Source organism: Bradyrhizobium sp. 172 (genome assembly GCF_023101065.1).
Taxonomy (GTDB): domain Bacteria; phylum Pseudomonadota; class Alphaproteobacteria; order Rhizobiales; family Xanthobacteraceae; genus Bradyrhizobium; species Bradyrhizobium canariense_D.
The window spans coordinates 3,551,152-3,577,483 of the sequence record NZ_CP064701.1 but is presented as its reverse complement, the minus strand read 5'-3'; the positions used below and the strand labels follow the sequence as shown (position 1 = coordinate 3,577,483).

Here is a 26,332-nt window from a genome sequence, read left to right as displayed (position 1 = left end):
TCCGCCGCCCCCGAATCGCCGGAATATTTCGGCTTGTTAATCTCGGCGCCCTTGGCACGCGGACGGCCTGTTCCCATGTCCTTCCACGGGAGTCCTGCCACGGGAGTTTCCCTCGGGAGAATGGTCATGTCGTACTCGGACTCGGGCAATGCCTGGCGCAATGACGGTGGGGCGCAGCCACATGCCTACGATCCCTATCTGCACCCGGAACTGTTCCGCGGCGTTGCGACGCGGCGGGTCTTCGCCTTCCTGATCGACATGGTTGTGATCTCGGTGCCGGTGATCCTCGGCTACCTCTTCATCGCGGTGTTCGGCGTGGTCACGCTCGGCATCGGCTGGGCGCTGTTCTGGCTGGCCTGGCCGGCCTCCGTGATCTGGGCCATCGTCTATTACGGCGCCTGCATCGGCGGTCCGTCGTCCGCGACCATCGGCATGCGCGTGATGGATCTTGAGTTGCGCACCTGGTACGGCGCGCCCGGCTATTTCGTGCTCGGGGCCACCCACGCCGTGCTGTTCTGGGTGACCGTCTCGTTCCTGTCGCCTTTCGTCGTCCTGGTCGGCCTCTTCAACGGCCGCAGGCGCTTGCTGCAGGATTTCTTGTTGGGAACGGTCGTGATCAACAATTCCGTTCGTGCGCCGGTGCCCCAGGGCGCCAGGACCTACTGATCAGCGACCTTTCGATCAAGGACCTACTGATCAACCAACCTGGATCAAGAACCTATCAACCTGGACCCGCTATGCTGTCCGATCTGACCTGCCGAGTAGACCGATTGACCGGGGGCTTTCGTAGCGCGATGCTGATGCACATTTTGGAGGCCCACGACGTCCCTTGACCCAGCACTCGCGCGACACCCCACAATTTTACCTCACGGCGCCCTCCCCCTGCCCCTATCTGCCGGGCCGGCACGAGCGCAAGGTGTTTACGCACCTCGTAGGTGAGCGCGCCGGTGACCTCAACGACCTCCTGACCCATGGCGGCTTTCGTCGCAGCCAGTCGATCGCCTACCGTCCCGCCTGCGACCAGTGTCGCGCCTGCGTCTCGGTCCGGGTGATCGCCAACGAGTTCCGCCCCTCCCGCAACTTCCGCAAAGTCATCGCGCGCAACGCCGACATCATCGGCGAGCAGCGCAGCGCGGTGCCGACCTCCGAGCAATATTCGGTGTTCCGCGCCTATCTCGATTCCCGTCACCGCCATGGCGGCATGGCCGACATGACCGTGCTCGACTACGCCATGATGGTCGAGGACAGCCACGTCGAGACCCGTATCATCGAGTACCGCAAGCGCGGTCCCGACAGCGGCATCACCGGCCGCGGCGAGGAGTTGATCGCGGTGGCGCTGACCGACGTGCTCAGCGACGGCCTGTCGATGGTCTATTCGTTCTTCGAGCCGGGCGAAGTCAGCCGCTCGATGGGCACCTTCATGATCCTCGACCACATTGCCCGCGCCCGGCGGCAGGGATTGCCTTACGTCTATCTCGGCTACTGGATCGAGGGCTCCAAGAAGATGGACTACAAGGCCCGCTTCCTGCCGCAGCAGCGCCTCGCGCCGTCAGGTTGGCTGCGCATCGACGCGCAAGGCGATGCGACGTCCGAGCCGCAGGATTAGCTCTCCGTCATGCCCCGCGAAAGCGGGGCATCCAGTACGCCGCGGCGCCTCGGCTCAGTCACTACTGTCTCTGGAATACTGGGTCGTCCGGTCAAGCCGGACGACGACAGCCGTGGTGTGGTCACCCGAACAGCGTGTCCGCGAGCAGCTTCAAGTTCAAAACCACGATGATGCCGGCGACGATCCACGCGATCGCCGCGACCCATACCGGTATGACGAACTTGCCCATCTTGCGGCGGTCGGAGACGAAGCGGACCAGCGGGATGACGGCGAAGGGCAATTGCATCGACAACACGACCTGGCTGAATACCAGCAGATCAGCCGTGCCGCGCTCGCCATAGATCGCGGTGACGACGATCACGGGAATGATCGCGATGCCGCGGGTCAGCAACCGCCGCGCCCAGCTCGGCAGGCGCAGGTCGAGAAAGCCCTCCATCACGATCTGGCCGGCGAGCGTCGCCGTCACCGTTGAATTCAGGCCCGAGGCGAGTAGCGCCACTGCGAACAGCGTCGAGGCGATGCCGAGGCCGAGCAACGGAGACAGCAGCTCGAAGGCCTGGCCGATCTCGGCGACGTCGGAATGGCCGCTCTTGTGGAAGGTTGCAGCAGCCACCACGAGGATCGCGGCATTGATGAACAGCGCCAGCATCAGGGCGATGGTCGAATCCGTCGTCGCCCATTTGATCGCCTCGCGCCGGCCTTCGTCGTTGCGCTCATAGGCGCGCGTCTGCACGATCGAGGAGTGCAGATAGAGATTATGCGGCATCACGGTGGCGCCGATGATGCCGATCGCGATGTAGAGCATTTCGGGGTTGGTGAAGATCTCGGTCTTCGGCACAAATCCCCTCAGCATCTCGGCGACCGGCGGGGCTGCCGCGGCAAGCTGGACGGTGAAGCAGACTGCGATCACGACGAGCAGCGCGATGACGAAGGCTTCGAGGAAACGGAAGCCCCGATTCATCAGGATGAGCAGCAAAAAGGCATCCAGCGCGGCGATCAGCGCGCCGCCAATCAGGGGAATGCCGAACAGCAGCTTGAGCGCGATCGCGGTGCCGATGACCTCGGCGAGATCGCAGGCGATGATCGCCGCCTCGCAGGCAAGCCAGAGTAGAAAGTTCACGGCCGGCGAATAGGTCCCGCGGCAGGCCTGCGCGAGGTCGCGGTCGGTGACGATGCCGAGCCGTGCCGCCAGCGATTGCAGCAGGATCGCCATCAAATTCGAGAGCAGGATGACGGAGAGCAGCGTGTAGCCGAACTTGGACCCGCCGGCGAGATCCGTCGCCCAATTGCCGGGGTCCATGTAGCCGACCGAAACCAGATAGCCCGGGCCGACGAAGGCGAGCAGGCGCCGCCACCACACCCCCGCGATGGGGAGGGCGACCGAGGCATTCACCTCGGCCAGGCTCTTTGTCATCGGCGCGTCATTGCGCCAGCCGGCAGCATCTCGGGTCAGATCGGGAGAGCGAGCATCCATGCGGCGAGAATACCGAAGTCGAGCCTTATTGCAACTCATTTGCAACTGCATCTAGCCGCGTCGGTCCCTCGGCGGTCGCTATGTGTCGCCCCTGTCGGGAAGCGGGTGGGTTTGGGAGCCTCCCGAGGCGGATACTGGCGCCAACCCGACTTTGCAGGAAACGAGCCATGTCAATTCCCCCGCGCCTCCCCGAGACATTCAACCGCCTCGCCTGGTCCAATTTGGCGGCACAGTCGGCCGAACAGATCGCGCTGGCCGCGGCCCCCATCGTCGCGGTGCTGACGCTCGGCGTGGCAGAAGGCCAGACCGGCCTGCTCCAGACCGCGCTGACCCTGCCCTTCGTCCTCTTCGCCATCCCCGCCGGCCTGCTGGCCGACCGCATCTCCCGCCGTTCGCTGATGGCGGGCGCCGAGGCGCTGCGGGCCGCGGCCCTTGCAGCGATCGTGCTGCTGCTCGCGCTCGGCGCGCTCAATCTGCCGCTGCTGGCGCTGCTCGGCTTTGCCGCCGTGTGCGGCACCGTCGTCTACAGCGTGGCCGCGCCGGCGCTGGTGCCCTCGCTGGTGAGTTCGGACCTGCTACCGGCGGCCAATGCGCGGATCGAGCTCGCACGCACCATCGCCTTCGCCAGCGGCCCTGCGCTCGGCGGCGCGCTGGTCGGGTGGTGGGGCGCGAGCCCGGCCTTCGGCTTTGCGGCCGCGCTGTCCGCGATCGCCGTCGTGCTGCTCTCCGGCATCTACGAGCCCGCCCGCACGCCGGCGCCACGGCGGCATCCGTTTCAGGACATCCGCGAAGGCGCGGCCTTCGTGTTTCATCATCCGCTGCTGCGGCCGGTGTTCATCACCCAGTTCATCTTCAACACCGGATGGTTCCTGCAGATCGCGGTGTTCGTGCCCTATGCCGTACGTCACCTCGGCCTAAACGCGGTCGGCGTCGGCACCGTGCTGACGATGTACGGTGTCGGCATGGTGATCGGCGCGCTGTTCGCGACGCGGGTGATGAAGCGCATCGCGTTCGGCACGGTCGTCGGCCTCGGCCCCGTTACCGGCTTCGTCGCGGCGGTGGTGATGGCGCTGACGGTGCTGGTCCCCTCGCCCTGGCTTGCGGCCTTGAGCTTCTTTCTGCTCGGCGTCGGGCCGATCCTGTGGGTGATCTCGACCACGACGCTGCGCCAGTCGGTGACGCCGCCTCGCCTGCTCGGCCGCGTCTCCGCCATCAACATCATGAGCTATGGCGCCCGTCCGGTCGGCTCGGCGCTGGGTGCGATCGTCGGCGGCCTGTGGAGCGCCGAAGCGTGCCTCTATCTCGCCGCCGCCGTGTTCGGCGTGCAGGCGCTGGTCATTTGGCTCTCGCCCGCGGTGGCGCTGGACCGGCAGCCGGACATGGTGGGCGATGAGGCGGTGGCGCGGTGTTAGCTGCACCGTCATTGCGAGCGAAGCGAAGCAATCCAGAATCCGTCCGCGGAGACAGTCTGGATTGCTTGGTCGCAAGAGCTCCTCGCAATGACGGAGTATGTTGAAGCAGCCAGCCTAGTTCGCCAGATACCGCTCGTAGCTGCCTGTCACCGGCTCGCTCGCGTCCACCTCCGGATCAAGCGTGTAGAGATCCTGCGCACGGCCGATGCCACGCAGCGCGTAGCGGCCTGTGGAGACGAGATAGCGGCGGCCGGCGGCGTCGAGGCCCTTGTAGAATTCTGCCGATGCCAGCAGCTCGCGATCGACCGAACGGCTCATCGAGGCGATGCGGCTGACCTCGTTCACGGTCGGACCGACCACGGTGAAGTCGAGCCGGTCCTCGCTGCCAATATTGCCGTAGAAGACCTCGCCGACATGCAGGCCGATATAGGCGGACGTGGTGGGACGGCCCTCCGCGCCCCGCCTCAGGTTCAGCGCAGCGAGGTTCTTGCGGAACAGATGCTCGGCGCGCAGCGCCGCGCGCCGGGCATGCGCCATGTCTTCACCGGTGAACATCGCAAGCACGCCGTCGCCGATCAGCTTCAGCACGTCGCCGCCGGCGTCGTGGATCGCGTCGATCACGGCCTGCGCATAGTCGTTGAGGAACGGGATGATCTCGTCGGGGCCGATGCTCTCGCTGATTCCGGTCGAGCCGCGCAGATCCGAATACCACAGCACGGCGTTGATGCGCTCGGTGACGCCGCGCGAGATACGTCCGCTCAAGACCTGCTCTGACGCATCGCGGCCGAGATAGACGCGGCCGAGCGTGCGCGCGATGTCGACCTGCTGCGCCGACTTGATCGCGAGCCCCAGCACCGGCACGAGATCGCGCAGCGCGGCGAGTTCGGCGTCGGCGAAGCCGCTGTCGCGTCGCGTTGTCCAGGAGGAGTAGAGGCAGTCCATCTGCCCCAGCGCTCCGGTCTCCCCGAAGCGGTGCACAAAGGCCAGGAAATGGCGATGACCGGTTTCGGCGAGCTCGCCGATTTGCGAAAAATCGAGCGAGGGCGCGTCGGCGAGGTCGATCACCATCTCGTCGTGACCGTGCTCGAGCAAATGATAGAAAACCGACCGGCGCCAATTGTTGGCCGCGTCGCCCTCGGCCGTCGAGCCGTATTCGACGACGTCGCTCTCGTTGGTCGGTGTATCGCTCCAGCGGAAGGCGCGACCCTCGTAGATCGGGTGCAGCGTATCGATGACGACAAGGCCACGCGAGAGTTCCAGCCCCTCGGCGCGGCAGCGCTCGCAGAAGCCGCGCAGCAGTTCGGGTTCGGGCAGGCCGGTGAGCCCCTGGCCGGCCAACCAGTTCATCAGCGCAAGGCGAGAGGTCAATTGCATGCGCCATTATGGCGTGCATTCGTGACGAGCGAAAGGCGGCGCGCGGAGCTTGCGTCGCCAAAGCTCCGCTCACGGCCAAGGCTCCCGCCCGCGGCAGGTCGCATATGTCGCGGACGCTGTTGACGCGCTCCCGCCTCGGGCGGCAAATGCGAATGATGACACCGCCGATCAGAAATACGGGGATATGAGCCAGCGCCAGCTTCCGATCATCCTGGCGCTCGGTACCACGCAGACCCTGGCCTGGGCCTCGAGCTACTATCTGCCGGCGCTGCTCGCCGATCCCATGGCGCGCGATCTCGGTATCTCCTCCAACTGGGTGTTTGGCGCGTTCTCGGCCTCGCTGGTGATTTCGGCGCTGCTCGGGCCGCGCATCGGGCGACAGATCGATCTGGTCGGCGGCCGGCAGGTCCTCTCGGTGTCGAACCTGACGATCGCCGCCGGCCTCGTTCTGCTCGGCCTCTCGCAATCGGTGGCGGTGATGGCAATGGCCTGGCTCGTGCTCGGCATCGGCATGGCGATGGGTCTCTACGACGCCGCCTTCGCCGCGCTCGGGCGCATCTACGGCACCGAGGCGCGCAGGCCGATCACCGGCATCACGCTGATGGCGGGCTTTGCATCGACCGTCGGCTGGCCGCTCACCGCCTGGGGCCTGTCGCATTTTGGCTGGCGCGACACCTGCTTCGCCTGGGCCGCTGCCAATATCCTGATCGGCCTGCCGCTCAATTTCTTCCTGCTGCCGACGATCAAGGGCGCCAAGCAAGCAGCGGCGACAGCGACGAAGCCGCATCTGCCGCTCGACCGCACCATGGTGCTGCTCGCCTTCATCTTTGCCGCGGTCTGGACCGTCACCGGCGCGATGGCCGCGCATTTCCCGCGCATCCTGGAGGCAACCGGCGCGACGCCGGTCGAGGCGATCGCGGCCGGTGCGCTGATCGGCCCTGCGCAAGTGGCCGCACGGGTTCTGGAGGCAGGCTTCCTCAGCCGCTTTCATCCGCTGTGGTCGACGCGGCTCGCCTGCCTCACTCACCCGATCGGCGCGGTGGTCGTGGCGATCTTCGGCGGCGCCGCGGCCAGTGCGTTTGCGCTATTCCACGGCTCCGGCAACGGCATCCTGACCATCGCGCGCGGCACGCTGCCGCTGTCGATCTTCGGCCCCAAGGATTTCGGCTATCGCCTCGGCATCATCGGCGCGCCGGCACGGATGGCGCAGGCCGTGGCGCCGCTGGCCTTTGGCCTGCTCATCGACGTCATGGGCGCCAAGGTGCTGATCGTCTCCTCCGCGCTCAGCCTCTCGGCGCTGGCCGCGCTGTTCATGATCCGCGCGCAACCGCGGCCGGATTGACCGGGCCGGAGCTTTCGCGCACAAGCGCAGCATGACCGAAGACACGCGCCCACCCCGCACATTCAAAGGCCTCCTGCGCTGGGCGACTACGCCCGCCGCAGGCCTGGGGTGTCTATCTCCTCGCCGTCATCCTGGTCTGGCTGATCTCCTTCTACGCCGGCTCGCTGAAACCGAAGAAGGCGCCGGAAGCGAGCCCGCCGCCGGTCACGGCACCGCGCACCTAGGCCGGCTTCGTTTCGCCGGTCGCGATCCAGATGCCGGCGAACACGGCGACCAGCCCGATCAGTAGATTTGGCGTGATCGGCTCGCCGATCAGCAGCGCGGCGAGCAAGGTGGCGGCGATCGGATTGACCGTCATCGTATTGGCGACCCGGGTCGGCGTCGCGCGCGCCAGCGCCATGACCCAGAGGACGAAGGCGAGCGCACCGCCGCCGATGCCGAGATAGATGCCGGCAATCCACTGCGCCGTCGTGAACTGCCCCAGCGCTGCAAAGCTGCCCTTCACGATACCCGCAAGCACCAGCACGGCGGCGCCTGCTCCCATGCCGACCGTGAGAAAGCCGAGCGGGCTGGAGCGCTGCATCAGCGGGCGCGACAGCACGTTGTAGAACGCCATGCAGAACACGGCACCGGTCATGATCAGCTCGCCGCGCCAGGCCTCGGGCGGGCTTTGCGCCAGGCCCGCGGCCAGTGCCGCCGCCACGCCGAGCACCGCGATGCCGACGCCGGTGATCTTGCGCGCCGTCAGCCGCTCGACGCCGAGGATGGCGCCGACCACCATGGTGTGGAGCGGCAGCGTCGCCAGCGCGAGACTGGCGCGCGCGGCGGTCGTGTAGGACACCGCGATGTTGTAGAGGATGAAGAACACGCCGAAAAAGCAGATGCCGAGCAGCGCCACGGCCGGCCAGTCGGACCGCTGCGGCCAGCGCACGCCGAGCAGAAGCGCGCACGGCAGCAGGCAGAGAAAGCCGATCCCCCAGCGCAGGATCGCGAGCAGGATCGGATCGGCGCCGCCGACCAGATAGCGGGTGATCGCCGCGGCAGTGCCGCCAAGGCTGCTCGACGCCAGCGCGATCGCAACCCCGGCCCACTCACCCACAATCGTCTCCCGTTGCGGAGCTTGCTGAGGGCGCTAGCACGCCCCTGCTGCCACCGTAGTGGCAACAGGGGCGTCGCGGGAAGCTAGTCGTAAAACTCGGGCGACATCTTCTGGCTGTCGCGCTGGATCTTGTCGTGGTTGATCCAGAGTTGCGCCTTCTCCTTGCCGAGCGTGTCGGCGATCTTCTGCATCGAGGCCGCGCTCTGGTCCTTGTTGGCGTTCATGCTCGGCACACGGCGGTTGTCCCAATTGTCTTTGAAGTGCACCGCATCGCCCGACAGCACGACGGCGCCGGTCTTCGGCAGCTTCACCAGCAGCGATTGGTGTCCCGGCGTATGGCCGGGCGTCGACAGGATGGTCACGCTGCCGTCGCCGAACACGTCCTTGTCGCCCGCAAGCAGCTCGACCGGATGCGACGGCTTGAAGCGCGGCTCGTTGTTGGCGCCGGGCCAGTCATACTCGGCCTTCTGCACATAGAGCATGGCCTGCGGGAACAGCTCGACATTGCCGGTATGGTCGGGATGGGTGTGCGAGACGGCCATCATCTTGACGTCACCGGGCTTGAGGCCGAGCTGTTCGAGCTGCGCGGCAAGCGTCTTCGGCCGGCGCCAGGTCACGGCTTTGGGATCGGCGGGCGCAAGGCCATTCGGCATCGCGGCGACTGCGTCGGCGATGCCGGTATCCCACAGGAACCAGCCCTTGGCGTGCTTCACGAGATAGCAGCTGTCGACGAAGTCCATCGTCTTGCCCTCATTGAGACCGGGCGTCCAGCGCGAGATGTCGCCGGCGGTGCCCTCGCCGCAATTGAGCACGTAGAGTTTTTCGACACCGGTCTTTTCGGACTGCGCGAGCACCGCATGACCGGACAGAACGAGTGCAGCGACAACGACGGCGAGCTTGATCTTTTTGATCTTTGGCATCATTCGTTCCTCCCTTGCAGCCAGGTCGGCTGTCTTGTCGGCTGTGACCGAGGATCAACCCTGGTCCGTTCGCAGAATTCCCGCAGACCGCTTCAGTGCGGGCAGGTCTCGACCTCGACGGTGACGTGGCTGAGCCCCTTCAGTCCGGCGAGCCGCTTCTTGTAGACCGCCGGCTGCTTCGGCTGGTCCGACACCACCGACACCAGCACGGCGCAATGGCCGGGGCCGACCTGCCAGAGATGCAAATCCGTGACGCGGTCGTCGCCGATCTCCATGCGCGCCCGGATCACACGCTCGAGCTTCTCGTCGGCGCGCACGTCAAGCAGCACCGCGCCCGATGTCTTGATCAGGCCGAACGCCCAGCTCGCGATCACAGCGCTGCCGATCAGGCCGACCGCCGGATCGGCCCAGGCCCATCCCGAATACATGGCGACGACGAGCGCGGCGATCGCCAGCACCGAGGTCGCTGCGTCCGCCATGACGTGGACATAGGCAGCACGGAGATTGTTGTCGTGGTGGTGGTGATCATGGTCATGATCATCGTGATCATCATGCGCATGGCCATGATGGTGATGACCATGGTTGTCGCGGAGCAGCCAGGCACTGGCGAGATTGACGCACAGGCCGAGGGCAGCGACCACGATCGCCTCGCCATAGACGATCGGCACCGGATTGATCAGCCGCAGCACGCTCTCATAGGCGATCTCGACCGCGATCAGGCCGAGGATGATCGCGCTGGCGAAGGCGGCGAGATCGCCGAACTTGCCGGTCCCGAAGCTGAAATGCGAGCTCCCCAGATGCCGCCGCGCAAAGCGATACGCGAACGCGGCAATCCCCAGCGCTGCCGCATGCGTGCCCATGTGCCAGCCGTCGGCGAGCAGTGCCATCGAGCCGAACAGCGAGCCGGCGACGATCTCGCCGACCATCATGACCAGCGTCAGGATGACGACGAGCAAGGTGCGCCGCTCGTTCTCGTCGTGCTTGTCGCCCAGAAAGGCGTGGTCATGGGTCCATTGTTCGATGGAATGGGAATGCATCGCAAAGTCTCCGAAAGGTCCGGGCCGTTGACCCCTAATATAGACCTGCGAGTCTTCTGGGCAAAATCGCCGGAATGAGCCGATTGACAGGTAGGTGCCGTTTCGGTGTAATGAACGCCATGGGGATTTGAGCGATCTCCCCACGAGGCGACATGCCCAAGTATCGCGTCCCGTTGTTTTTCACGAGGGCGCATCATGTCTTCCTACACGACGATATCATCTGACAAGCTGGCACGGTTGATCGGCACGGCAAACGCCCCTGCCCTGATCGACGTGCGCACCGACGAGGATTTTGCCGCCGACCGGCGGTTGATCCCAGGTTCGATCAAGCTCAGCCACGACAATGTTCCGGAATGGGGTGCCGAATTCGCCGGCCGCACCGCCATCGTCTCCTGCCTGCGCGGCGCAAAGCTGGCGCAGGGCACGGCGGCCTGGCTTAGGCAGCTTGGGGTCCAGGCCGAGACGCTGGAAGGCGGATTCGAGGGCTGGAAGGACGCAAAGCTGCCGCTGCTCGATACCCGCAAGCTGCCGCCGCGCGACGCCAAGGGACGCACCGTCTGGGTGACGCGGGCGCGGCCCAAGGTCGACCGCATTGCCTGCCCCTGGCTGATCCGACGCTTCGTCGATCCCAATGCGGTGTTCCTGTTCGTGGCACCGTCCGAAGTGGTCGCCGTCGGCGAACGCTTCAAGGCAGCCCCGTTCGACATCGAGAACGTGTTCTGGAGCCACCGTGGCGAGCTCTGCACCTTCGACGTGATGATCGAGGAGTTCGGGATTGCTGCGCCGGCGCTGCTCCGGCTCGCAACGCTGGTGCGCGGCGCCGACACCGGGCGGCCCGACCTTGCGCCGGAGGCTCCCGGTCTGCTCGCGGCTTCGCTCGGGCTGTCGCGGATGTATGATGACGACCTCGAACAGCTCGAGGCCGGTATGCTGCTCTACGACGCGTTCTATCGCTGGTGCCGCGACGCGACGTCTGAGACCCATAACTGGCCGACCAACAAGGCAAAGGCTTGATGGATACGCGTACGATCGAAACCGGAGCTGATGCCGGTCACGGCGTCAGCTTCAGTGAAGCCTTTCGCGTCTGGCTCCGTGTCGCCTGCCTGAGTTTTGGCGGGCCCGCGGGCCAGATCGCGGTGATGCACCGCATCCTGGTCGAGGAAAAGAAGTGGATCTCGGAAGGCCGCTTCCTCCATGCGCTGAACTACTGCATGCTCTTGCCGGGCCCGGAGGCGCAGCAGCTCGCAACCTATATCGGCTGGCTGATGCATCGCACTGCCGGCGGGCTGATGGCGGGCGGACTGTTCATCCTGCCCGGCATCATCGCCATCATGGGCCTCAGCTACGTCTACGCCGCCTACGGCAATGTCAGCTTCGTCGAGGCGCTGTTCTTCGGCTTGAAAGCCGCCGTGCTCGCCATCGTCGTCGAGGCCGTGGTGCGCGTCGGCAAGCGCGCGCTGAAGAACCGCATCATGATCGCGCTCGCCGCGATGGCCTTCGTCGCGATCTTCTTCTTTGCCGTCCCCTTCCCCATCATCATCATCGCCGCAGGCATCATCGGCTATGCCGGCGCGAGAAGCGGCCGTCCGGAGTTCGCGCCGGCCGGTCATGGTCACGGCGGCAGCAGCGCCTTGATCGACAGCATGCTGGGCGACGCCGTGCCCGATCATGTCCGACCCAACACCGCCCGCACCATTCGCGTCGGCGCGCTGTGGCTTGCGCTCTGGGTGGTGCCGGTGATCGCGCTCGTGCTTGTGCTCGGGCAGGCCAATGTCTTCAGTCACATCGCGCTGTTCTTCTCGAAAATGGCGATGGTCACCTTCGGCGGCGCCTACGCAGTGCTGGCCTATGTCGCCCAGCAGGCGGTCGAGCACTATCACTGGCTCAAGCCGCACGAGATGCTCGACGGCCTCGGCATGGCCGAGACCACGCCGGGTCCGCTGATCATGGTGCTCCAGTTCGTGGGCTTCATGGCCGCCTACCGCGACGCCAGCGGCCTGTCGCCGATGCTTGCGGCCACGCTCGGCGGATTGCTCGCGACCTGGGTCACCTTCACGCCCTGCTTCCTCTGGATCTTTGTCGGTGCTCCCTACATCGAACGGCTGCGCGGCAACACCGGGCTTGCGGGCGCGCTGAGCGCTATCACCGCCGCCGTCGTCGGCGTGATCCTCAACCTCTCGATCTGGTTCGCGCTGCACACGCTGTTCCGCGACACCGTGCCGGTGCATGCGTTTCCGCTGGACTTCGACATGCCGGCGCTGACCAGCATCGACATCCCCGCGCTGCTGCTGTCGATCGCGGCGGCAACTGCGATCTTCCGGTTCAAGCTGGGGATGTTGACGGTGCTGGCCGGCAGTTGCGCGGCGGGCGTGGCGTTGCGGCTGGCGGGGGTGATCTAGGACACCGACTGATTGGTTCGTCACGTCCGGTTTGCCAATGGAAGGCATCGCTAAGCGGTCAGGGTTGAATGGCGACTATGCTCAGGGGCAAGGACCCAAGGACCGACCTTGATGAGCAGGCGTTTGGCCTAGAGGCCACGCGCGCTCGAAACACCGCAGCGACCCGCAGCAGGATCTTTTGGACCAACCGAGCGCTTTCCAAATAGTTGAGCGAAGGTGTCGGAACGAGGTGCCGCCGGACGTCTTCCCAGATATCGGCCCCAACCAGAGGTCATGCAATGGATAGTTCCATCCTGAAGCCTGCTTCGGAGCTTGCTGGTACGAACAAGGCTCATTTTCCCAACGAAAGCGTCGATTATCGCCGCGCCCGGCAAGACCTCCTGACGAAGGAGATCGAGCTGCGTCGTCAGATCGAGCGTGTCGCTGAACTGCGCCGGGCGCTTCGGCCCGGCGGCGAGGTGAAGAAAAACTACGTGTTTGAAGGCGAGAATGGCAAAGTGAATTTCGCCGATTTGTTCGACGGCAAGCAGACGCTCGCGGTCTACAGCTACATGTTCGGGCCGCAGCGGCAGACGCCCTGCCCGATGTGCACCTCATTCATGAGCACATGGGAGCACAAATTACCCGACATCGAGCAGCGTATCGGGTTCGTCTTCATCGCGCGGTCACCGATCGCCAGGTTGATCGAGGCAAAGAAGGCGCGCGGCTGGACGCGGCACAAGGTCTTCTCTGACATCTCCGGCGATTACACGCGCGACTATGTCAGCGCCGAGGATGCCGACGTGCCCGGCTACAGCGTGTTCACACAGCGCGACGGCACGATCCGACATTTTTGGTCCGGCGAGATGAGCGGCACGATGGCCGACCCCCAACAGGATCCGCGCGGCGCGCCCGACTTCGATCCGCTCTGGACCATCCTCGATACCACGCCAGAAGGCCGCGGCACCGACTGGTACCCAAAGCTCGCTTACTGAGCCTCCTGCCGTCAGTGATAGTGATAATGCGCGCGCGGCTTCGCTAGTAGGTTGCAATGCCATCCGCGCGAAAGCGATGCCTGTGATCCTGACGAACCCGGACGAGGTCGAGACGTGCATGACCGCGCATGGGATGAGACCAAGGGCCTACAAATGCCAAAGCTGCGTTGTTGATCGTAGCTCGACCGGCATCCCGCTAAGCGTGACCCTCGCCGTCATTTTCGACGGAGCCGCCTTTCGGCGCTTTGTGAGGCATATCCCATCCAAAGTAGACTTCCACCCGAACGATCTTGTCTCCGCGAGCGGTGGTTACCTCACAATTACGAAACCTGTGCCCCCCTGCGGCAGCTGCCTCATAGACGATGACTGCTCGGCTTCCATCCTCGGTCGCGATGACTTCATCGAACGAATTGGTCTTCTCGCTGTTGGGCCAGCAACGGCGCAGATAAGTCGCACGATCCAACTCATTGTCGATTGGACTTGAGAAGTGATAGTCGTCCGCAAGAAGCGCTTCGATCGCTGTCCGATCCTTATCGACGTATGCCTTTAACCTGGCACGTGCCAGATCGAGCGTGCTTTTCGTCATGCCGTTTTTCCTTTTAGAGTTCGACCGAACGTAAGGCCGACCGCGACTCCTCAACAAAGAGCTCGGGGCCTCACGCTGGGCGAAAGCGCCCTCCCTTGCTGGCGTCATGCCACGATAGAAGCGACATCAGATAATTTGAGCCTTAACAACCTTCGGTAAAAATCGTTCCGGGCTCGCGCTGCACGCGCTTGGCCAGAATTCCATGAGGAATTTCGAGGTTTCCGTTGAATGTCCGTCCAGGGGCCCAAGCCGTCGATGATGACCGCGCCGGCGGACTTACTCTCTGTCCTCCAAAGCTGCCGTCTCAACTCTTTGGGCGAAGCCGTCATCCTCGCCTGCCCGTGCCCGTCGGGCAAAACAGCGACGACCACTTCCGCCACATCGCCCGTCAAGCCCACCTCGTAAAATATTCCACTTTACCGAAATTCGGATTTGACGTATAAGCGACACACCCTGGCCCGAGACAAGGGGCGGATCGCGATCGTCACGAACCGCGGGCTGGGCAGCGATGGACGCGACGGCTTCGGGCACGATAGGCATTGCAGGGCGGCTTTGGCTGTGAGCAATGGCCTTCGTGCCTGCGACACGATGCCGAAAGCGTCTTCGCATGGCTTCGGGTGTGAGCACACGCCAGCACTCGAAGTCCCAGCGAGGACGTGCGCGGACGAACAAGTCGTGTGGTCCTGACGCCCGGGGTCTGTGCGTCAAGTCCTGCGGTGATGTGGCGGCCCGACCGGGCACGTGCATCAGTTATCCGCAAGGCGACGGGCGGCAATAGTGCATCGCTCCCCGGGGAGAGCACGAAGGACACGTTAAAACCATCGTGCAGGGAAGGCCGGGCGATCGGCGAACCTGTGGTCCACCCCGTGTGTATTTCGATCGCGCACGGACCTGCGGGTGCCAGCCGGCGCCCGGCCTTCCCTGCGCCCTTGTCTCAATGAGGGCGATGCGACGACGCAAGACTCGGGCGGAACGCGCCGCGAGATCGCGAACTCTCGTCCGCCGTTTGAAACGTGCATCGGCGCGACGGCTAATCTTGCCCCACTCTCGCTGTCGTCGCCCGGCTTGACCGGGCGACCCGGTAGCCCGAGACAGTCGAGATTTGAGAAGAGATGCCGCGGCGTACTGAATGCCCCGGTCGAGCCTGGGCATGACAGGCTAGCGCTATCGCATCAGTTCCAAGGTGGAAAGATTGGAACGGGGAGAATTCGCCCCGGTTAGCTCTCACTGCCGGAGAAATCCGCTTTTGGACGAGCCATGACCGATCTATCTATCGATGCGCGGCTGCTTGCCCCTGACAATGACCGGCACGGCGCCAATCTCACGGTCGTCGCTGTCGCGGCGGCAATTCTTCTGGCGGGCGCAGCGGCCTTGTCAGGCACGATTTCGTGGCAACAGGGATTGTTGTTTCTTCTCGGAGGCGCACTTGGCCTGACGCTGTACCATGCGCTGTTCGGGTTCACCTCGGCTTGGCGCGTCTTCATTGTCGCACGACGAGGCGCCGGCCTTCGCGCCCAAATGGTCATGCTTGCGCTGGCAACCGCCCTCTTCTTCCCGGCCCTGGCGCAAGGCACGCTGTTCGGCGTCGCCGTGCGTGGCGAGCTCGGCGCGGTGGGCGTGGGCATGCTCACCGGGGCATTCCTGTTCGGCCTTGGAATGCAGCTTGGCGGCGGCTGCGCGTCGGGAACGCTTTATACCGCCGGCGGCGGCAACACCCGCATGCTGGTGACACTGGCGGCCTTCATCGCCGGATCGACGCTCGGTGCATTGCATCTGCCGTGGTGGAGCGCGCTGCCGAACATCGGCGCCGTCTCGTTGATCGAACGGCTCGGATGGCTGCCGGCGCTCGTGCTCTGCTGGGCTGTTATGGCTGCAATTTATCTCATCACCCTCAGGGCCGAGATCGGCCGCCACGGCGAACTCGAGCCGGGAGCGCGGACGAAGCTCCGCGGCGCGCGCCGCTTCATGCAGGGGCCATGGCCGCTGCTGTGGGGCGCGATCCTGCTCGCGATCGGAAATTTCGCCACGCTGTATCTTGCGGGACGTCCCTGGGGCATCACCTCCGCTTTCGCGCTCTGGGGATCGAAGATCCTGATGAGCCTCGGCGTCGACGTCGCGTCATGGCCCTATTGGCAGGGTGCTCGCGCGACCTCGCTGCACCAAAGCGTCTTCGCCGACATCACCTCCGTCATGGATTTCGGCATCATCCTGGGAGCGTTGCTGGCCGCAGGCCTCGCCGGCAAATTCCATCCGACATGGCGCATCTCCGCATCCTCGCTCCTCGCCGCCATCATCGGCGGCCTGCTTCTCGGCTATGGCGCCCGGCTCGCCTATGGCTGCAATATCGGCGCTTATTTCAGCGGGATCGCATCGGGCAGCCTGCATGGCTGGTGCTGGCTGGTGGCGGCTTTCGTCGGCAACATTCTGGGGACACATCTCCGACCGCTGTTCGGCTTGGCCGTCGAGCGGTAGGTTTTCGTCTGCGCGCCGTTTCATCAGACCGCCATGGCGGACGACGATTGAACCTAACGCATCATCATCCGCGCGATCGCCTCGCCAATCACCACGGTCGTGAAATGCGTGTTGGCCCGGCAATCCGATGGCATGATCGAGGCGTCGGCGATGCGCAGGCCGGAGATGCCCTTCACGGTGCCGTCAGGGTTGACCACGCCGTCGGCGCTCTCAAAGCCGGTCATACGACAACTGCCGGCGGCGTGCTGGATATCGCCGGTCTCACGGCGCAGCAGCGCATCCAGTTCATGCTCCGGCAAGGCCGCGGCTTGCGGCAGCGTCAGATCGGTGTCCGCGAGCCGGATCCAGTCGGCGATGCCTGATAGCGCCGGCTGGGAGGTGATCACGGCGAGCCGCTTCACCGCATCCTTCATGCGCAGCATGTCGCGGGGATCGGCCAGCATGTTTTCCTCGACGACGGGATCGATCGTGGGATCGGTCGAGGCCAGCTTGAGCGTTCCACGCGAATACGCGTTGAACAGCCCGGCGCCGATCGCGCCCGGCACGCCGATGCCGCGGTGATTGAAGGCGATCAGGATCATGTCGCGCTTGCCGCCCTCGGCGAGGCCCGACGAATAGGTCACGCAGCAATTGGTGTGGCGGGTGTCCGGATCGGTCGGCCGCAGGTCTTGGTGGAGCTGGATCGTGGCACGGAACAGCGGATGATCGAAGAAGTGCTTGCCGACCGGCAGGTTGCGCTCGACCGCGATCCCTATCGCCTTCAGCTCCTCCGCAGGACCGATGCCCGAGCGCAGCAGGATCGCTGGACTGTGGATGGCGCCGGCGCACAGCACGATCTGGCGCGCGCTGATCTCGCTGGTGCCCTGCCCCTCGATGTGAACGCGGAGGCCGGTTGCCCGGCCGTCGCTGATCAGCACGCGGTCGACCAGCGCATGCCCGCGAATTTCCAGATTGGCGCGGCCCCGCGCGGGCTCCAGATAACCCTCATTGGTCGTGATGCGGCGGCTGTCGCGGCTGTTGATGGGATAGCAGGCGACGCCCTCGCCGTCAGGGCCGTTGACGTCGGCGCACCAGGGATAGCCGCTCGCCAAGGCCGCATCGCGCAAGCCGCGGTCGATCGGCCCCCATTTTTCCGGCGGCGCCCGATAGACCGGCAGCGGTCCACCGCGGCCGTGGCCGGCGGCGTCGCCGAATTCCAGATCATCCTCGATCACCGAGAACAACGGCATCACGTCCGTGGCCGACCAGCCGGTGCAGCCATTGGCGGCCCATTCGTCGAACGCAGCAGCGACGCCGCGGATGGCGATCTGGCCGTTCATCATCGACGAGCCGCCGAGCCCCTTGCCGCGCCAGTAGAAGCGCGGCTCCTGGCCGGCCACACGGCGCGTCAGAAGATCCGGCCATTGCCACTTCTCCTGGTACTCGCGCTTGTGGATGATCGGGATGGGATTTGGCGTCATCACCTCCCAGGGCGCCTCGTCGGCGCGCCAGTCCAGACCCGCCTCCAGCAGCAGGACGCGCCGTGCGGGATCTTCCGAGAGCCGCGCCGCAACAGCAGCGCCGGCCGAGCCGCCGCCGACAACAATGACATCGTACATCGCGCTACTTCTCAACGTTCCAGAACACCGGGATGGCGGACGGTATCAGACCGCGCGCACCGGCGGAACCAGACTGTCGCCCGACTACCCGATCCCCCTGCCGAACTTGTTCGACTTCGGGAATCCCTTCGGCGGCAGACGGCCGGCGTCCGCGCGAGAGCCTTTCCACTCGGCGAGCTCCTTCATGGTCGCGGAGAATTCGCGGCCGGCGGAGTCCTTCCAGGTCAGGCCCGTCTTGGCGTCGAACACTGCAATGTCGGAGAGGCCGCCGTCCTTGTACTTCTGCAGACGCACACCCCGGCCACGCGCCATCTCCGGCACCTGGTCGAGCGGGAACACCAGCATCTTGCGGTTCTCGCCGATGACCGCGACGGTGTCGCCGATCACCTCGGTGACTGTGCGCGCCTCGTTCGGCATGTCGACGTTGAGGACCTGCTTGCCCTTCTTGGTGGTGCCGACGCAATCGTCCTCGCTGACGACGAACCCTTGGCCCTCGTGGCTCGCGACCAGGAATCTGCGTCCGCCCTTGTTGACGAACAGCGTGACCGGCGCGGCCTCCGGCTCGAGATCGATGAACTGGCGGATCGGCTCGCCATGACCGCGGCCGCCCGGAAGTTTTGCGACATCGAGCGAGTAGAATTTTCCGTTGGTGGCGAACAGCAGCAGCTTCGAGGTCGTTTCCGCGAAGAACGCGAATCCGAGCTTGTCGTCCTGCTTGAAGGCCAGCCCCGAGAGATCCTCGACATGGCCCTTGAGAGTGCGGATCCAGCCCTTGTCGGAGACCACCACCGTCACCGGCTCGCGCTCGACAAGGGCCTCCTCGATCGCAGCGAGATCATGCTCTGGCGCGTCGGCAAAGGTGGTGCGGCGCTTGCCGAGCGGGGTCTTCGGTCCGAACATGTCGCGAACCTTGCCGACCTGCTCGCCGACTTTCTTCCACTGCTCGGGTTCGGACGCCAGCAATCCCTCGATGCCCTTCAGCTCCTTGCGAAGATCCTTGTCCTCGCCGCGGATCTCCATCTCCTCGAGCTTGCGCAGGCTTCGCAGCCGCATGTTGAGGATGGCTTCGGCCTGCACCTCGGTGAGCTTGAACGCCTTGATCAGCGCCGGCTTCGGCTCGTCCTCATTGCGGATGATCCTGATCACCTCGTCGATGTTCAGATAGGCAATCAGCAAGCCGCCGAGGATCTCCAGCCGGCGCTCGATCTCGGCCTTGCGATGGTTGGTGCGACGGATCAGCACGTCGCGCAGATGGTCGAGCCATTCGCGCAAGCACTCCGCGAGCCCCACGACTTTGGGAATGCGGCCCTTGATCAGCACGTTGAGGTTCAGCGGAATCTTGTTTTCGAGCTCGGTCAGCCGGAACAGCGATTCCATCATCAGCGCGGGATCGACGTTCTTCGATTTCGGCTCGATCACGATGCGAACGTCTTCGGCCGACTCGTCCCTGATATCGCCGACCAGCGGCAGCTTCTTCTGGTCCAGCAGCTCGGCGATCTTCTCGATCAGCCGGGACTTCTGCACCAGAAAGGGTATCTCGGTGACGACGACGACCCAGGTGCCGCGCGCGCCCTCTTCCTGCTCCCATCGGGAGCGGACGCGAAACGAACCGCGACCGGTGGTGTAGGCTTCAGCGATCGCCTGCTTGGAATCGACGCAGATTCCGCCGGTTGGAAAGTCCGGACCCTTGACCCATTTCAGCAAGGCCTTCGACTTCGCGTCGGGCTTCTCGATCAGATGCAGCGCGGCGTCGCAGAGCTCGGCGGCGTTGTGCGGCGGGATCGAGGTCGCCATGCCGACTGCGATACCTTGCGCGCCATTGGCGAGCAGATTCGGGAAGCCGCCGGGCAGCACGATCGGCTCTTTCGACTGGCCGTCGTAATTGGGGCGGAATTCGACGCCGTCCTCATCGATTCCGTCGAGCAGAAGCCGCGCGACGTCGGTCATGCGCGCTTCGGTGTAGCGATAGGCGGCGGGATTATCGCCGTCGATATTGCCGAAATTGCCCTGGCCGTCGACCAGCGGGTAGCGCGAGGAGAAGTCCTGCGCCAGCCGCACCATGGCGTCGTAGATCGCCTGGTCGCCATGCGGATGGAACGAGCCCATCACGTCGCCGACGATTTTGGCGGACTTCTTGAATGCCGTGCCCGGGTCGAGCCGGAGCAGCCGCATGCCATACAGGATGCGCCGGTGTACCGGCTTCAGGCCGTCGCGCGCATCCGGCAGCGCGCGGTGCATGATGGTGGAGAGCGCGTAGGCGAGATAGCGCTCTTCCAACGCCTCACGCAGCGGCACCTCGTGAATTTCGGCCGGTTCCTCCGGCGGAATCAATCGTTTTCCCATGCCGCCCGGTTAAACCGTGGAAGCGAATCGGGCAAGGATCGATTGGTTCCCTGTGGCGGCCTACTGGCCGGCCCAGCCTGCGGTGAAGGTCTGGGTGGGTGGCGCGGCTTTAGCCTGCGTGGTGGCCGGGGCATTGGTCAGGCACCGCCGCGCGGTGTCGATCTCGGCCTCCGTCGCGCCTTTGGACCGTGCCCATGCCTCTGCGGCTGCAGCGGAATATTTAGCCACATAGAATCTGACGACGGTACAGGAAGCACGGCGAAAGACGCCCGGCTGCTCACCCGCGAGGGCGTCCGGCGCCAGCGCAATCAGCGCTGCCGATATCACAAGTCCCTTGATCAGCATGAGGCTATCCCCGGTTGGAACCCAAAATGGCAAGTCCGGGGAACCGAGTTTTGTTCCAGCAAGGGCTGGTCCACTGAGGCAACGCAGAGCCGCGCCAAGCTCATGGCGCGGGAATGGCGGCCTTTGCCTGCTGTCGCGTCAGCGCGTTGATGAAGCCTGCCCGCGCATCGGAATGGCCTTGCCCGCGTGGTTCCAGCACGTGGCGCAGCAGGAACAGGCCGGTCAGTCGAAAGCCGTCCTGGAGATCCTGATCGGTGAGGTCGCCCTGCACCTCGCTTTGGCGCAGGAACGGCGGCAGCCGCAACAGGCGGTCGCGCCACGGCTCGCCCGCCCCGCGGGACACCGCGCCGCCGGATTTGGGCGAGACGTAGATCAGGTCGGTGGTCTCTCCTGTCACCGCGCAGTTTTCCAGCGCCAGCCCGAAGCCGAGTTCGGTGAGCATTGCCAGTTCGAAATGGATCACGTGCACGGCCGCGCTGCCGATGTCGTCGAAATCGTCCAGCGAATGTTCGAGCAACGCCAGGAGGTTTTCGTGCGGATCGCGCTCCGGCAGCAACCGCGCGATCGAGGCGAGATGGGTGATGCCGTAGACGCCGTGGGATGATCCCAGCAGCGTCGCCGCCCGCAGCTTGAGGCCCTCAATGGCATAGGTGCCGAGATGCTCGTCGAGCCGCGCCCGCCATACCACGCGGAGGCTGTTGCCGGGCTGCAGCAACGGACGCATCCGAGAGCCGGCGCCGCCGCGGACGAGACCGAGATGGCGGCCGTGGGCACGGGTTAGCAACTCGACGATGGCGCTGCTCTCGCCATGCCGCCGCACCCCCAGCACGATGCCTTCGTCGGTCCATTCCATCGGTGAAGTCTAGCGGATTCCGGTCTTCAATCGTAGGCCGGATTGGCCGAAGGCCTAATCGGCCAATCGCGGGGGCACGCCTGGAAGGTGAATTGCGCGCCGCCAATCCACCCGACACGGCCTCACGCGTTGAACCAGCCCTGCGCGTCGCCGCGGAACGAGAAATACAATCCCATCGCGGTCAGCACGCAGGAGACGATCTCGATGGCGCTGTCGAGTTCCATGCCTTTCTCGCCGATGATCTGGCCGAGCGAGATCACCGACAGCACGAGCGCTGCCGCCAGCACCCAGCGCGGCCAGTTCTTGCGCCCGTGCGCGGCCAGCCGGACGAAATACACCAGCAGCAGGATCATGCCGCCGGCGAGCAGCGACGACGTCATGATCATCTGTTCGGTCATCTCGGCAGTCGGCGTGCGGTCCTGCACCGCCACCGACAAGGCATCCAGCATCAACGATGCATAGAGCAACGCTTCGAAGCGCCGTACGTTGCTGGGTACGCTCATCGTCGACCGATCTTTTCTTGGTTATTCTTTGGGAAATTCCAGGCCCATCTCGCGGTAGCGATCGGGATCGTCGCTCCAGTTCTCGCGCACCTTGACGAACAGGAACAGGTGCACCGGCACGCCCAGGATCTCGCCGATCTCCTTGCGCGAGTCCGCGCCGATCGACTTGATGGTGGCGCCACCGGCGCCGAGCACGATCTTGCGCTGGCTTTCGCGCTCGACGAAAATCGTCTGCTCGATGCGCACCGACTTGTCCTTGCGTTCTTCCCACTTGTCGGTCTCGACGGTGGACTGGTAGGGCAGTTCCTGGTGCAGTTTGCGAAAGATCTTCTCGCGCGTGATCTCGGCCGCGAGCTGCCGCATCGGCGCGTCCGACATCTGGTCTTCGGGATAGAGGAACGGCCCCGGCGGTACGATCTCGGACAGTGTACGCCTGAGGTCATCGACGCCGTCGCCGGAGATCGCCGCGATCATGAACGTCTTTGCGAAGGCCATGCGCTCGTTGGCAGCCTGCGCCAGCGCCAGCAGCTTCTCGCGCTGGACCAGGTCGACTTTGTTGATGACCAAAATCTTCTCGTGCTTGACGCTGGCGACCTTGGTGAGGATTGCCTCCGCTTCCTCGTCGATGCCGGCCTTGGCATCCAGCAGCACGCAGACGAGGTCGGCGTCATGCGCGCCGCTCCAGGCGGTCGAGACCATGGCGCGGTCGAGCCGGCGCTTGGGCAGGAAGATTCCGGGCGTATCGACCAGGATGATCTGCGCGTTGTTCTCGATCACGATGCCGCGGATCAGCGCGCGCGTGGTCTGCACCTTACGCGAGACGATCGTGACCTTGGCCCCGACCAGCGCATTGACCAGCGTGGATTTGCCGACATTCGGCGCGCCGATCAGCGCGACGAAGCCGCAGCGCGTGGCAGTGGGCGCCTCGCCGCTTGCTTCAACCGTCATTGCCGCCGCCAACGCCTTCACGTTCGATCATCACTGAAGCTGCCACTTTCTCTGCCGCGCGCTTGCTGCCGCCGATGCCTTCCGCCGGTGCCAGCCCCGGCAGGTCGACCGCGACGCGGAATTGCGGATCGTGATGCGGGCCGGTGCGCTCGACCTCGCGATAAACCGGCGTCGGCAATCCCTTGCCCTGTGCCCATTCCTGGAGAACGGTCTTGGGATCGCGCAAGGGACGTCGCGGCTTGTGCATGCGCTCGGTCCAGTTGCGCTTGACGAAATCGGCCGCTGCCGCGTAGCCGCCGTCTAGGAAGACGGCGCCGATCACGGCCTCGCAGATGTCGCCGAGCACGCTCTTGCGCAGGCGCGCGTCGGCGCTGGAGCCGACCGAGCCGAGCTTGATGTCGTCGAGCAGACCGAGCGACTTGGCGACATCGGCGCAACTCTCCTTGCGCACCAGTTCGGCAAGTCGCTTGGACAGCTCGCCTTCGTCGGCGTTCGGGAAGGCGTGATAGAGCATGTCGGAGACGACGAGCCCGAGCACATGGTCGCCGAGGAATTCCAGCCGCTGATAGCTGTCGCCGCGCTTGCGCCCGGACTTCAGCGCGGAGACATGCGTGATGCCTTGCATCAAGAGGTTCGGATCGGCAAAGCTGTAGCCGATGCGTGCCTCGAGCCCCGCATTCGCATCCGAGCCCCTGACCTTGCTGCTCCGCACCCGCTTCTTCTTTGCGGGCGTCTTGATCTCAGGCGTCTTGACCTCAAGGGTCTTGGTATCAAGAGTCTTGGTCGCAGCTTCGCCGTCGGGGCCCGCTTGCGCCTCGGTCGGTAGGATCGCGATGTCCTTGGCTTCGTCTTTCATCGGACGATTTTGAAGAAGCGATTCCAGCGCACCGCCCAGGGCCAGCGCCAGAACATCCAGGCATGCTCGCCTTCGGCGATCGAGAAGAAGATCATCTGGGCGCGCCCGATCAAATTCTCCTGCGGAACGTAGCCGACCTGGCCGAGGAAGCGACTGTCGGTGGAGTTGTCGCGGTTGTCGCCCATCATGAAGAAGTGGCCGGTCGGCACGGTGTAGACGTTGGTGTTGTCGACGTAGCCGTTGTCGGCGCAGTCCAGCGTCTCGTAGGACACGCCATTCGGGAGCGTTTCCTTCCAGCGCTTCACCCGGGAGACGCCGCTGCTTTCGGCGCCGCAGGGGTCCTCGCCGACAAATTCGCTCATGCGCTGCCGCTCGACCGGCGTGTCGTTGATGTAGAGCAGCCCGTCCCGCATCTGGATGCGGTCGCCGGGCAGGCCGATCACGCGCTTGATGTAGTCGGTGGAATCGTCCTTCGGCAGGCGGAATACGACGATGTCGCCGCGGTTCGGGTCCGAGCCCCAGATCCGCCCCGAGAACAGCGGCGGCGAGAACGGGATCGAGTAATGGCTGTAGCCGTAGGAATATTTCGAGACGAACAGATAGTCGCCGACCAGCAGTGTCGCCTTCATCGAGCCGGATGGGATGTTGAACGGCTGAAACAGGAAGGTGCGGATCACCAGAGCGATCAGGAGAGCGTGGATCACGACCCGGATCGTTTCGCCGATGCCGCTCTCGGTTTTCGTTCCTGAAGTCACGCTCATTGCTCTCTCAATTCCGGCGGGCGGTCACAGCGCGCCCTCCTCCCGCGAACAGCCCATCGCTCGCGGCCCAAGGAGATTGTCCTGATTCTGATAATGAGGGCCAATTCCGGCGTAAAGCCGAATTCGCCCAGCCTGATTTGCGTCCGCGGACTTTTAGACGGTTGTCGGAGGCCACGCAATCAAGGATCGCGTCAAAACTGCATAAGCGCTTGATTTTGAATGCGAATTATAAAATTATCGGAGCACCGTCAGGGTTTGGCCAGCGGCACGGCCGAAATGATGACGAAGGCCTGTGCCAGCGGCCAGTCGTCGGTGATCGACAGGTCGATCTGCGCCGCGAACCCTTCGGGCGTCAGGGCCTGGAGCCGGGCCAGCGCCCCGCCCGTCAATTGCATGGTTGGCCGCCCTCCCGGCAGGTTGACCACCCCCATGTCGCGCCACCACACGCCGCGCCTGATGCCGGTGCCGAGTGCCTTGGAGCAGGCCTCCTTGGCGGCGAAGCGCTTGGCGTAGGTTGCCACCACCATCTTCTCGTTCTTGGCGCGCCGCTCCGCCTTGGCCCGCTCGGCCGCGGTGAAGATGCGGTCGAGGAAGCGCTCGCCATGGCGGTCGATCACCTTGCCGACCCGGGTGATGTCGATCAGATCGGAGCCGATGCCGATGATCATGCCCGTCTCCGGCCGCGGTCCATCGCCGCGCGCATGCTGCGAACCGTCTCGGCGAGACCGACGAACAGGGCTTCGCCGATCATGTAGTAGCCGATGTTGAGTTCCATGATGTCCGGCAAGCCGGCGATCGTCTCCGCTGTCGCGTAGTCCAGCCCGTGTCCGGCGTGAACCTCCAGCCCTGCTTCTTTCGCCAGCTTCGCCCCTGCCACGATCCGCCGCCATTCGGCCTCGGCCTTGTCGGCGTGACCCTCGACGACGGCGTCGCACCAGGCGCCGGTGTGGATCTCGATCACGGGTGCGCGCAGCCGCGCCGCCGTCTCGATCTGGGCGGGATCGGCCGCGATGAACAGCGACACCCGGATGCCGGCATCGTTCAGCCGCGCGATATAAGGCGCCAGCGCATTGTGCTGGCCGACGACGTCGAGCCCGCCTTCGGTCGTCACCTCCTGGCGCCGCTCCGGCACGAGGCACACCGCATGCGGCCTGGTGGCGAGCGAAATACGCATCATGTCCTCGGTCGCCGCCATCTCGAAATTAAGCGGCTTGGAGATCTCGGCTTTCAGCCGCGCCATGTCCTCGTCGCGGATGTGCCGGCGATCCTCGCGCAAATGAGCGGTGATGCCGTCGGCGCCGGCCTCGATCGCCAGCAGCGCCGCGCGCACCGGATCGGGATTGCGGCCGCTGCGCGCGTTACGCAGGGTCGCGACATGGTCGACATTGACGCCGAGGCGGAGCGGAGGTGCAGGCATTTCAGGACTCACG

General features: G+C 64.9%; 24 protein-coding genes and 1 pseudogene. 9 read left to right on the top strand and 16 right to left on the bottom strand.

Annotated features, from left to right (window positions below; all coding sequences use genetic code 11):
- The first annotated feature begins 126 nt into the window (after window positions 1-126).
- Together IVB07_RS17255 and IVB07_RS17250 are read left to right on the top strand one after the other, a co-directional pair.
- Window positions 127-666 (top strand): RDD family protein, encoded by a 540-nt coding sequence (locus IVB07_RS17255; RefSeq protein ID WP_039800407.1) that lies wholly within the window; start codon window positions 127-129, stop codon window positions 664-666.
- Window positions 667-829: 163 nt separating this feature from the next.
- A complete protein-coding gene (locus IVB07_RS17250; RefSeq protein WP_018458387.1) occupies window positions 830-1,606 on the top strand; it encodes an arginyltransferase in 777 nt (258 codons plus the stop codon).
- A 121-nt stretch (window positions 1,607-1,727) separates the two neighbouring features.
- Here IVB07_RS17250 and IVB07_RS17245 read toward each other — a convergent pair whose 3' ends face one another.
- A complete protein-coding gene (locus IVB07_RS17245) occupies window positions 1,728-3,080 on the bottom strand; it encodes an Nramp family divalent metal transporter (RefSeq protein ID WP_018458388.1) in 1,353 nt (450 codons plus the stop codon).
- A 167-nt stretch (window positions 3,081-3,247) separates the two neighbouring features.
- Here IVB07_RS17245 and IVB07_RS17240 point away from each other — a divergent pair, with 167 nt between their 5' ends.
- On the top strand, window positions 3,248-4,492 hold the full coding sequence (locus IVB07_RS17240; protein ID WP_018458389.1) for an MFS transporter: 1,245 nt from the start codon (window positions 3,248-3,250) through the stop codon (window positions 4,490-4,492).
- A 114-nt stretch (window positions 4,493-4,606) separates the two neighbouring features.
- Here the strand turns inward: IVB07_RS17240 and IVB07_RS17235 are convergent, their stop codons facing one another.
- Window positions 4,607-5,866, bottom strand: a complete 1,260-nt coding sequence (locus tag IVB07_RS17235) for an adenylate/guanylate cyclase domain-containing protein (RefSeq protein WP_247362589.1) — start codon at window positions 5,864-5,866, stop codon at window positions 4,607-4,609.
- Window positions 5,867-6,050: 184 nt separating this feature from the next.
- Here IVB07_RS17235 and IVB07_RS17230 point away from each other — a divergent pair, with 184 nt between their 5' ends.
- Window positions 6,051-7,208: an MFS transporter gene (locus IVB07_RS17230; RefSeq protein WP_247767760.1), complete on the top strand. Its 1,158-nt coding sequence runs from the start codon at window positions 6,051-6,053 to the stop codon at window positions 7,206-7,208.
- 31 nt (window positions 7,209-7,239) lie between these two features.
- Window positions 7,240-7,432 (top strand): annotated as a pseudogene (locus IVB07_RS17225) (hypothetical protein).
- Here the strand turns inward: IVB07_RS17225 and IVB07_RS17220 are convergent.
- From IVB07_RS17220 to dmeF, 3 genes are all read right to left on the bottom strand, one after another.
- On the bottom strand, window positions 7,429-8,307 hold the full coding sequence (locus IVB07_RS17220) for a DMT family transporter (protein WP_018458392.1): 879 nt from the start codon (window positions 8,305-8,307) through the stop codon (window positions 7,429-7,431). The pseudogene IVB07_RS17225 and the gene IVB07_RS17220 overlap by 4 nt on opposite strands.
- An 83-nt stretch (window positions 8,308-8,390) precedes the next feature.
- Window positions 8,391-9,230, bottom strand: coding sequence for an N-acyl homoserine lactonase family protein (locus tag IVB07_RS17215; protein WP_085353415.1), 840 nt, complete (start codon window positions 9,228-9,230; stop codon window positions 8,391-8,393).
- Window positions 9,231-9,319: 89 nt separating this feature from the next.
- A complete protein-coding gene (gene dmeF / locus IVB07_RS17210) occupies window positions 9,320-10,264 on the bottom strand; it encodes a CDF family Co(II)/Ni(II) efflux transporter DmeF (protein WP_247362586.1) in 945 nt (314 codons plus the stop codon).
- A gap of 195 nt (window positions 10,265-10,459) precedes the next feature.
- On the opposite strand from dmeF, the gene IVB07_RS17205 reads away from it, so the two are divergent.
- From IVB07_RS17205 to IVB07_RS17195, 3 genes are all read left to right on the top strand, one after another.
- Window positions 10,460-11,278, top strand: a complete 819-nt coding sequence (locus IVB07_RS17205) for a chromate resistance protein ChrB domain-containing protein (protein WP_026233570.1) — start codon at window positions 10,460-10,462, stop codon at window positions 11,276-11,278.
- Entirely contained in the window at window positions 11,278-12,663 is a 1,386-nt protein-coding gene (chrA, locus tag IVB07_RS17200; protein WP_247362583.1) for a chromate efflux transporter, read from the top strand. Before IVB07_RS17205 ends, chrA begins: the two co-directional genes overlap by 1 nt.
- A gap of 278 nt (window positions 12,664-12,941) precedes the next feature.
- A complete protein-coding gene (locus IVB07_RS17195) occupies window positions 12,942-13,637 on the top strand; it encodes a DUF899 family protein (RefSeq protein WP_247362580.1) in 696 nt (231 codons plus the stop codon).
- Window positions 13,638-13,833: 196 nt separating this feature from the next.
- Here the strand turns inward: IVB07_RS17195 and IVB07_RS17190 are convergent, their stop codons facing one another.
- Window positions 13,834-14,223 carry a nuclear transport factor 2 family protein gene (locus IVB07_RS17190; RefSeq protein WP_247298205.1) on the bottom strand — a complete coding sequence of 130 codons (390 nt, stop codon included), beginning with the start codon at window positions 14,221-14,223 and terminating at the stop codon, window positions 13,834-13,836.
- A gap of 1,257 nt (window positions 14,224-15,480) precedes the next feature.
- Here IVB07_RS17190 and IVB07_RS17185 point away from each other — a divergent pair.
- Window positions 15,481-16,695: a YeeE/YedE family protein gene (locus tag IVB07_RS17185; protein ID WP_085353423.1), complete on the top strand. Its 1,215-nt coding sequence runs from the start codon at window positions 15,481-15,483 to the stop codon at window positions 16,693-16,695.
- Window positions 16,696-16,748: 53 nt separating this feature from the next.
- On the opposite strand, the gene IVB07_RS17180 is transcribed toward IVB07_RS17185, so the two are convergent.
- The 10 genes from IVB07_RS17180 to IVB07_RS17135 form a co-directional block, all read right to left on the bottom strand.
- Window positions 16,749-18,293, bottom strand: coding sequence for a GMC family oxidoreductase N-terminal domain-containing protein (locus IVB07_RS17180; protein WP_247362575.1), 1,545 nt, complete (start codon window positions 18,291-18,293; stop codon window positions 16,749-16,751).
- Window positions 18,294-18,377: 84 nt separating this feature from the next.
- The gene (gene parC, locus IVB07_RS17175; RefSeq protein ID WP_018458402.1) at window positions 18,378-20,636 is read right to left on the bottom strand and encodes a DNA topoisomerase IV subunit A; all 2,259 of its coding nucleotides are present in this window, start codon (window positions 20,634-20,636) and stop codon (window positions 18,378-18,380) included.
- Between the two features lie 60 nt (window positions 20,637-20,696).
- The gene (locus IVB07_RS17170; RefSeq protein ID WP_018458403.1) at window positions 20,697-20,981 is read right to left on the bottom strand and encodes a hypothetical protein; all 285 of its coding nucleotides are present in this window, start codon (window positions 20,979-20,981) and stop codon (window positions 20,697-20,699) included.
- Between the two features lie 100 nt (window positions 20,982-21,081).
- Window positions 21,082-21,834, bottom strand: a complete 753-nt coding sequence (gene recO / locus IVB07_RS17165; protein ID WP_085353424.1) for a DNA repair protein RecO — start codon at window positions 21,832-21,834, stop codon at window positions 21,082-21,084.
- Between the two features lie 122 nt (window positions 21,835-21,956).
- Entirely contained in the window at window positions 21,957-22,337 is a 381-nt protein-coding gene (locus tag IVB07_RS17160) for a hypothetical protein (RefSeq protein WP_018458405.1), read from the bottom strand.
- Between the two features lie 21 nt (window positions 22,338-22,358).
- Window positions 22,359-23,285: a GTPase Era gene (gene era / locus IVB07_RS17155; protein ID WP_018458406.1), complete on the bottom strand. Its 927-nt coding sequence runs from the start codon at window positions 23,283-23,285 to the stop codon at window positions 22,359-22,361.
- Complete coding sequence (rnc, locus tag IVB07_RS17150; RefSeq protein ID WP_085357520.1) at window positions 23,275-24,141, bottom strand: ribonuclease III; 867 nt, start codon at window positions 24,139-24,141, stop codon at window positions 23,275-23,277. Before rnc ends, era begins: the two co-directional genes overlap by 11 nt.
- The gene (gene lepB / locus IVB07_RS17145; protein ID WP_085357518.1) at window positions 24,138-24,902 is read right to left on the bottom strand and encodes a signal peptidase I; all 765 of its coding nucleotides are present in this window, start codon (window positions 24,900-24,902) and stop codon (window positions 24,138-24,140) included. Before lepB ends, rnc begins: the two co-directional genes overlap by 4 nt.
- A gap of 248 nt (window positions 24,903-25,150) precedes the next feature.
- Window positions 25,151-25,570 carry a holo-ACP synthase gene (gene acpS / locus IVB07_RS17140; protein WP_007611179.1) on the bottom strand — a complete coding sequence of 140 codons (420 nt, stop codon included), beginning with the start codon at window positions 25,568-25,570 and terminating at the stop codon, window positions 25,151-25,153.
- Window positions 25,567-26,319, bottom strand: a complete 753-nt coding sequence (locus IVB07_RS17135) for a pyridoxine 5'-phosphate synthase (protein ID WP_247362573.1) — start codon at window positions 26,317-26,319, stop codon at window positions 25,567-25,569. The genes acpS and IVB07_RS17135 overlap by 4 nt, the downstream gene beginning before the upstream one ends.
- Between the last annotated feature and the right edge of the window lie 13 nt (window positions 26,320-26,332).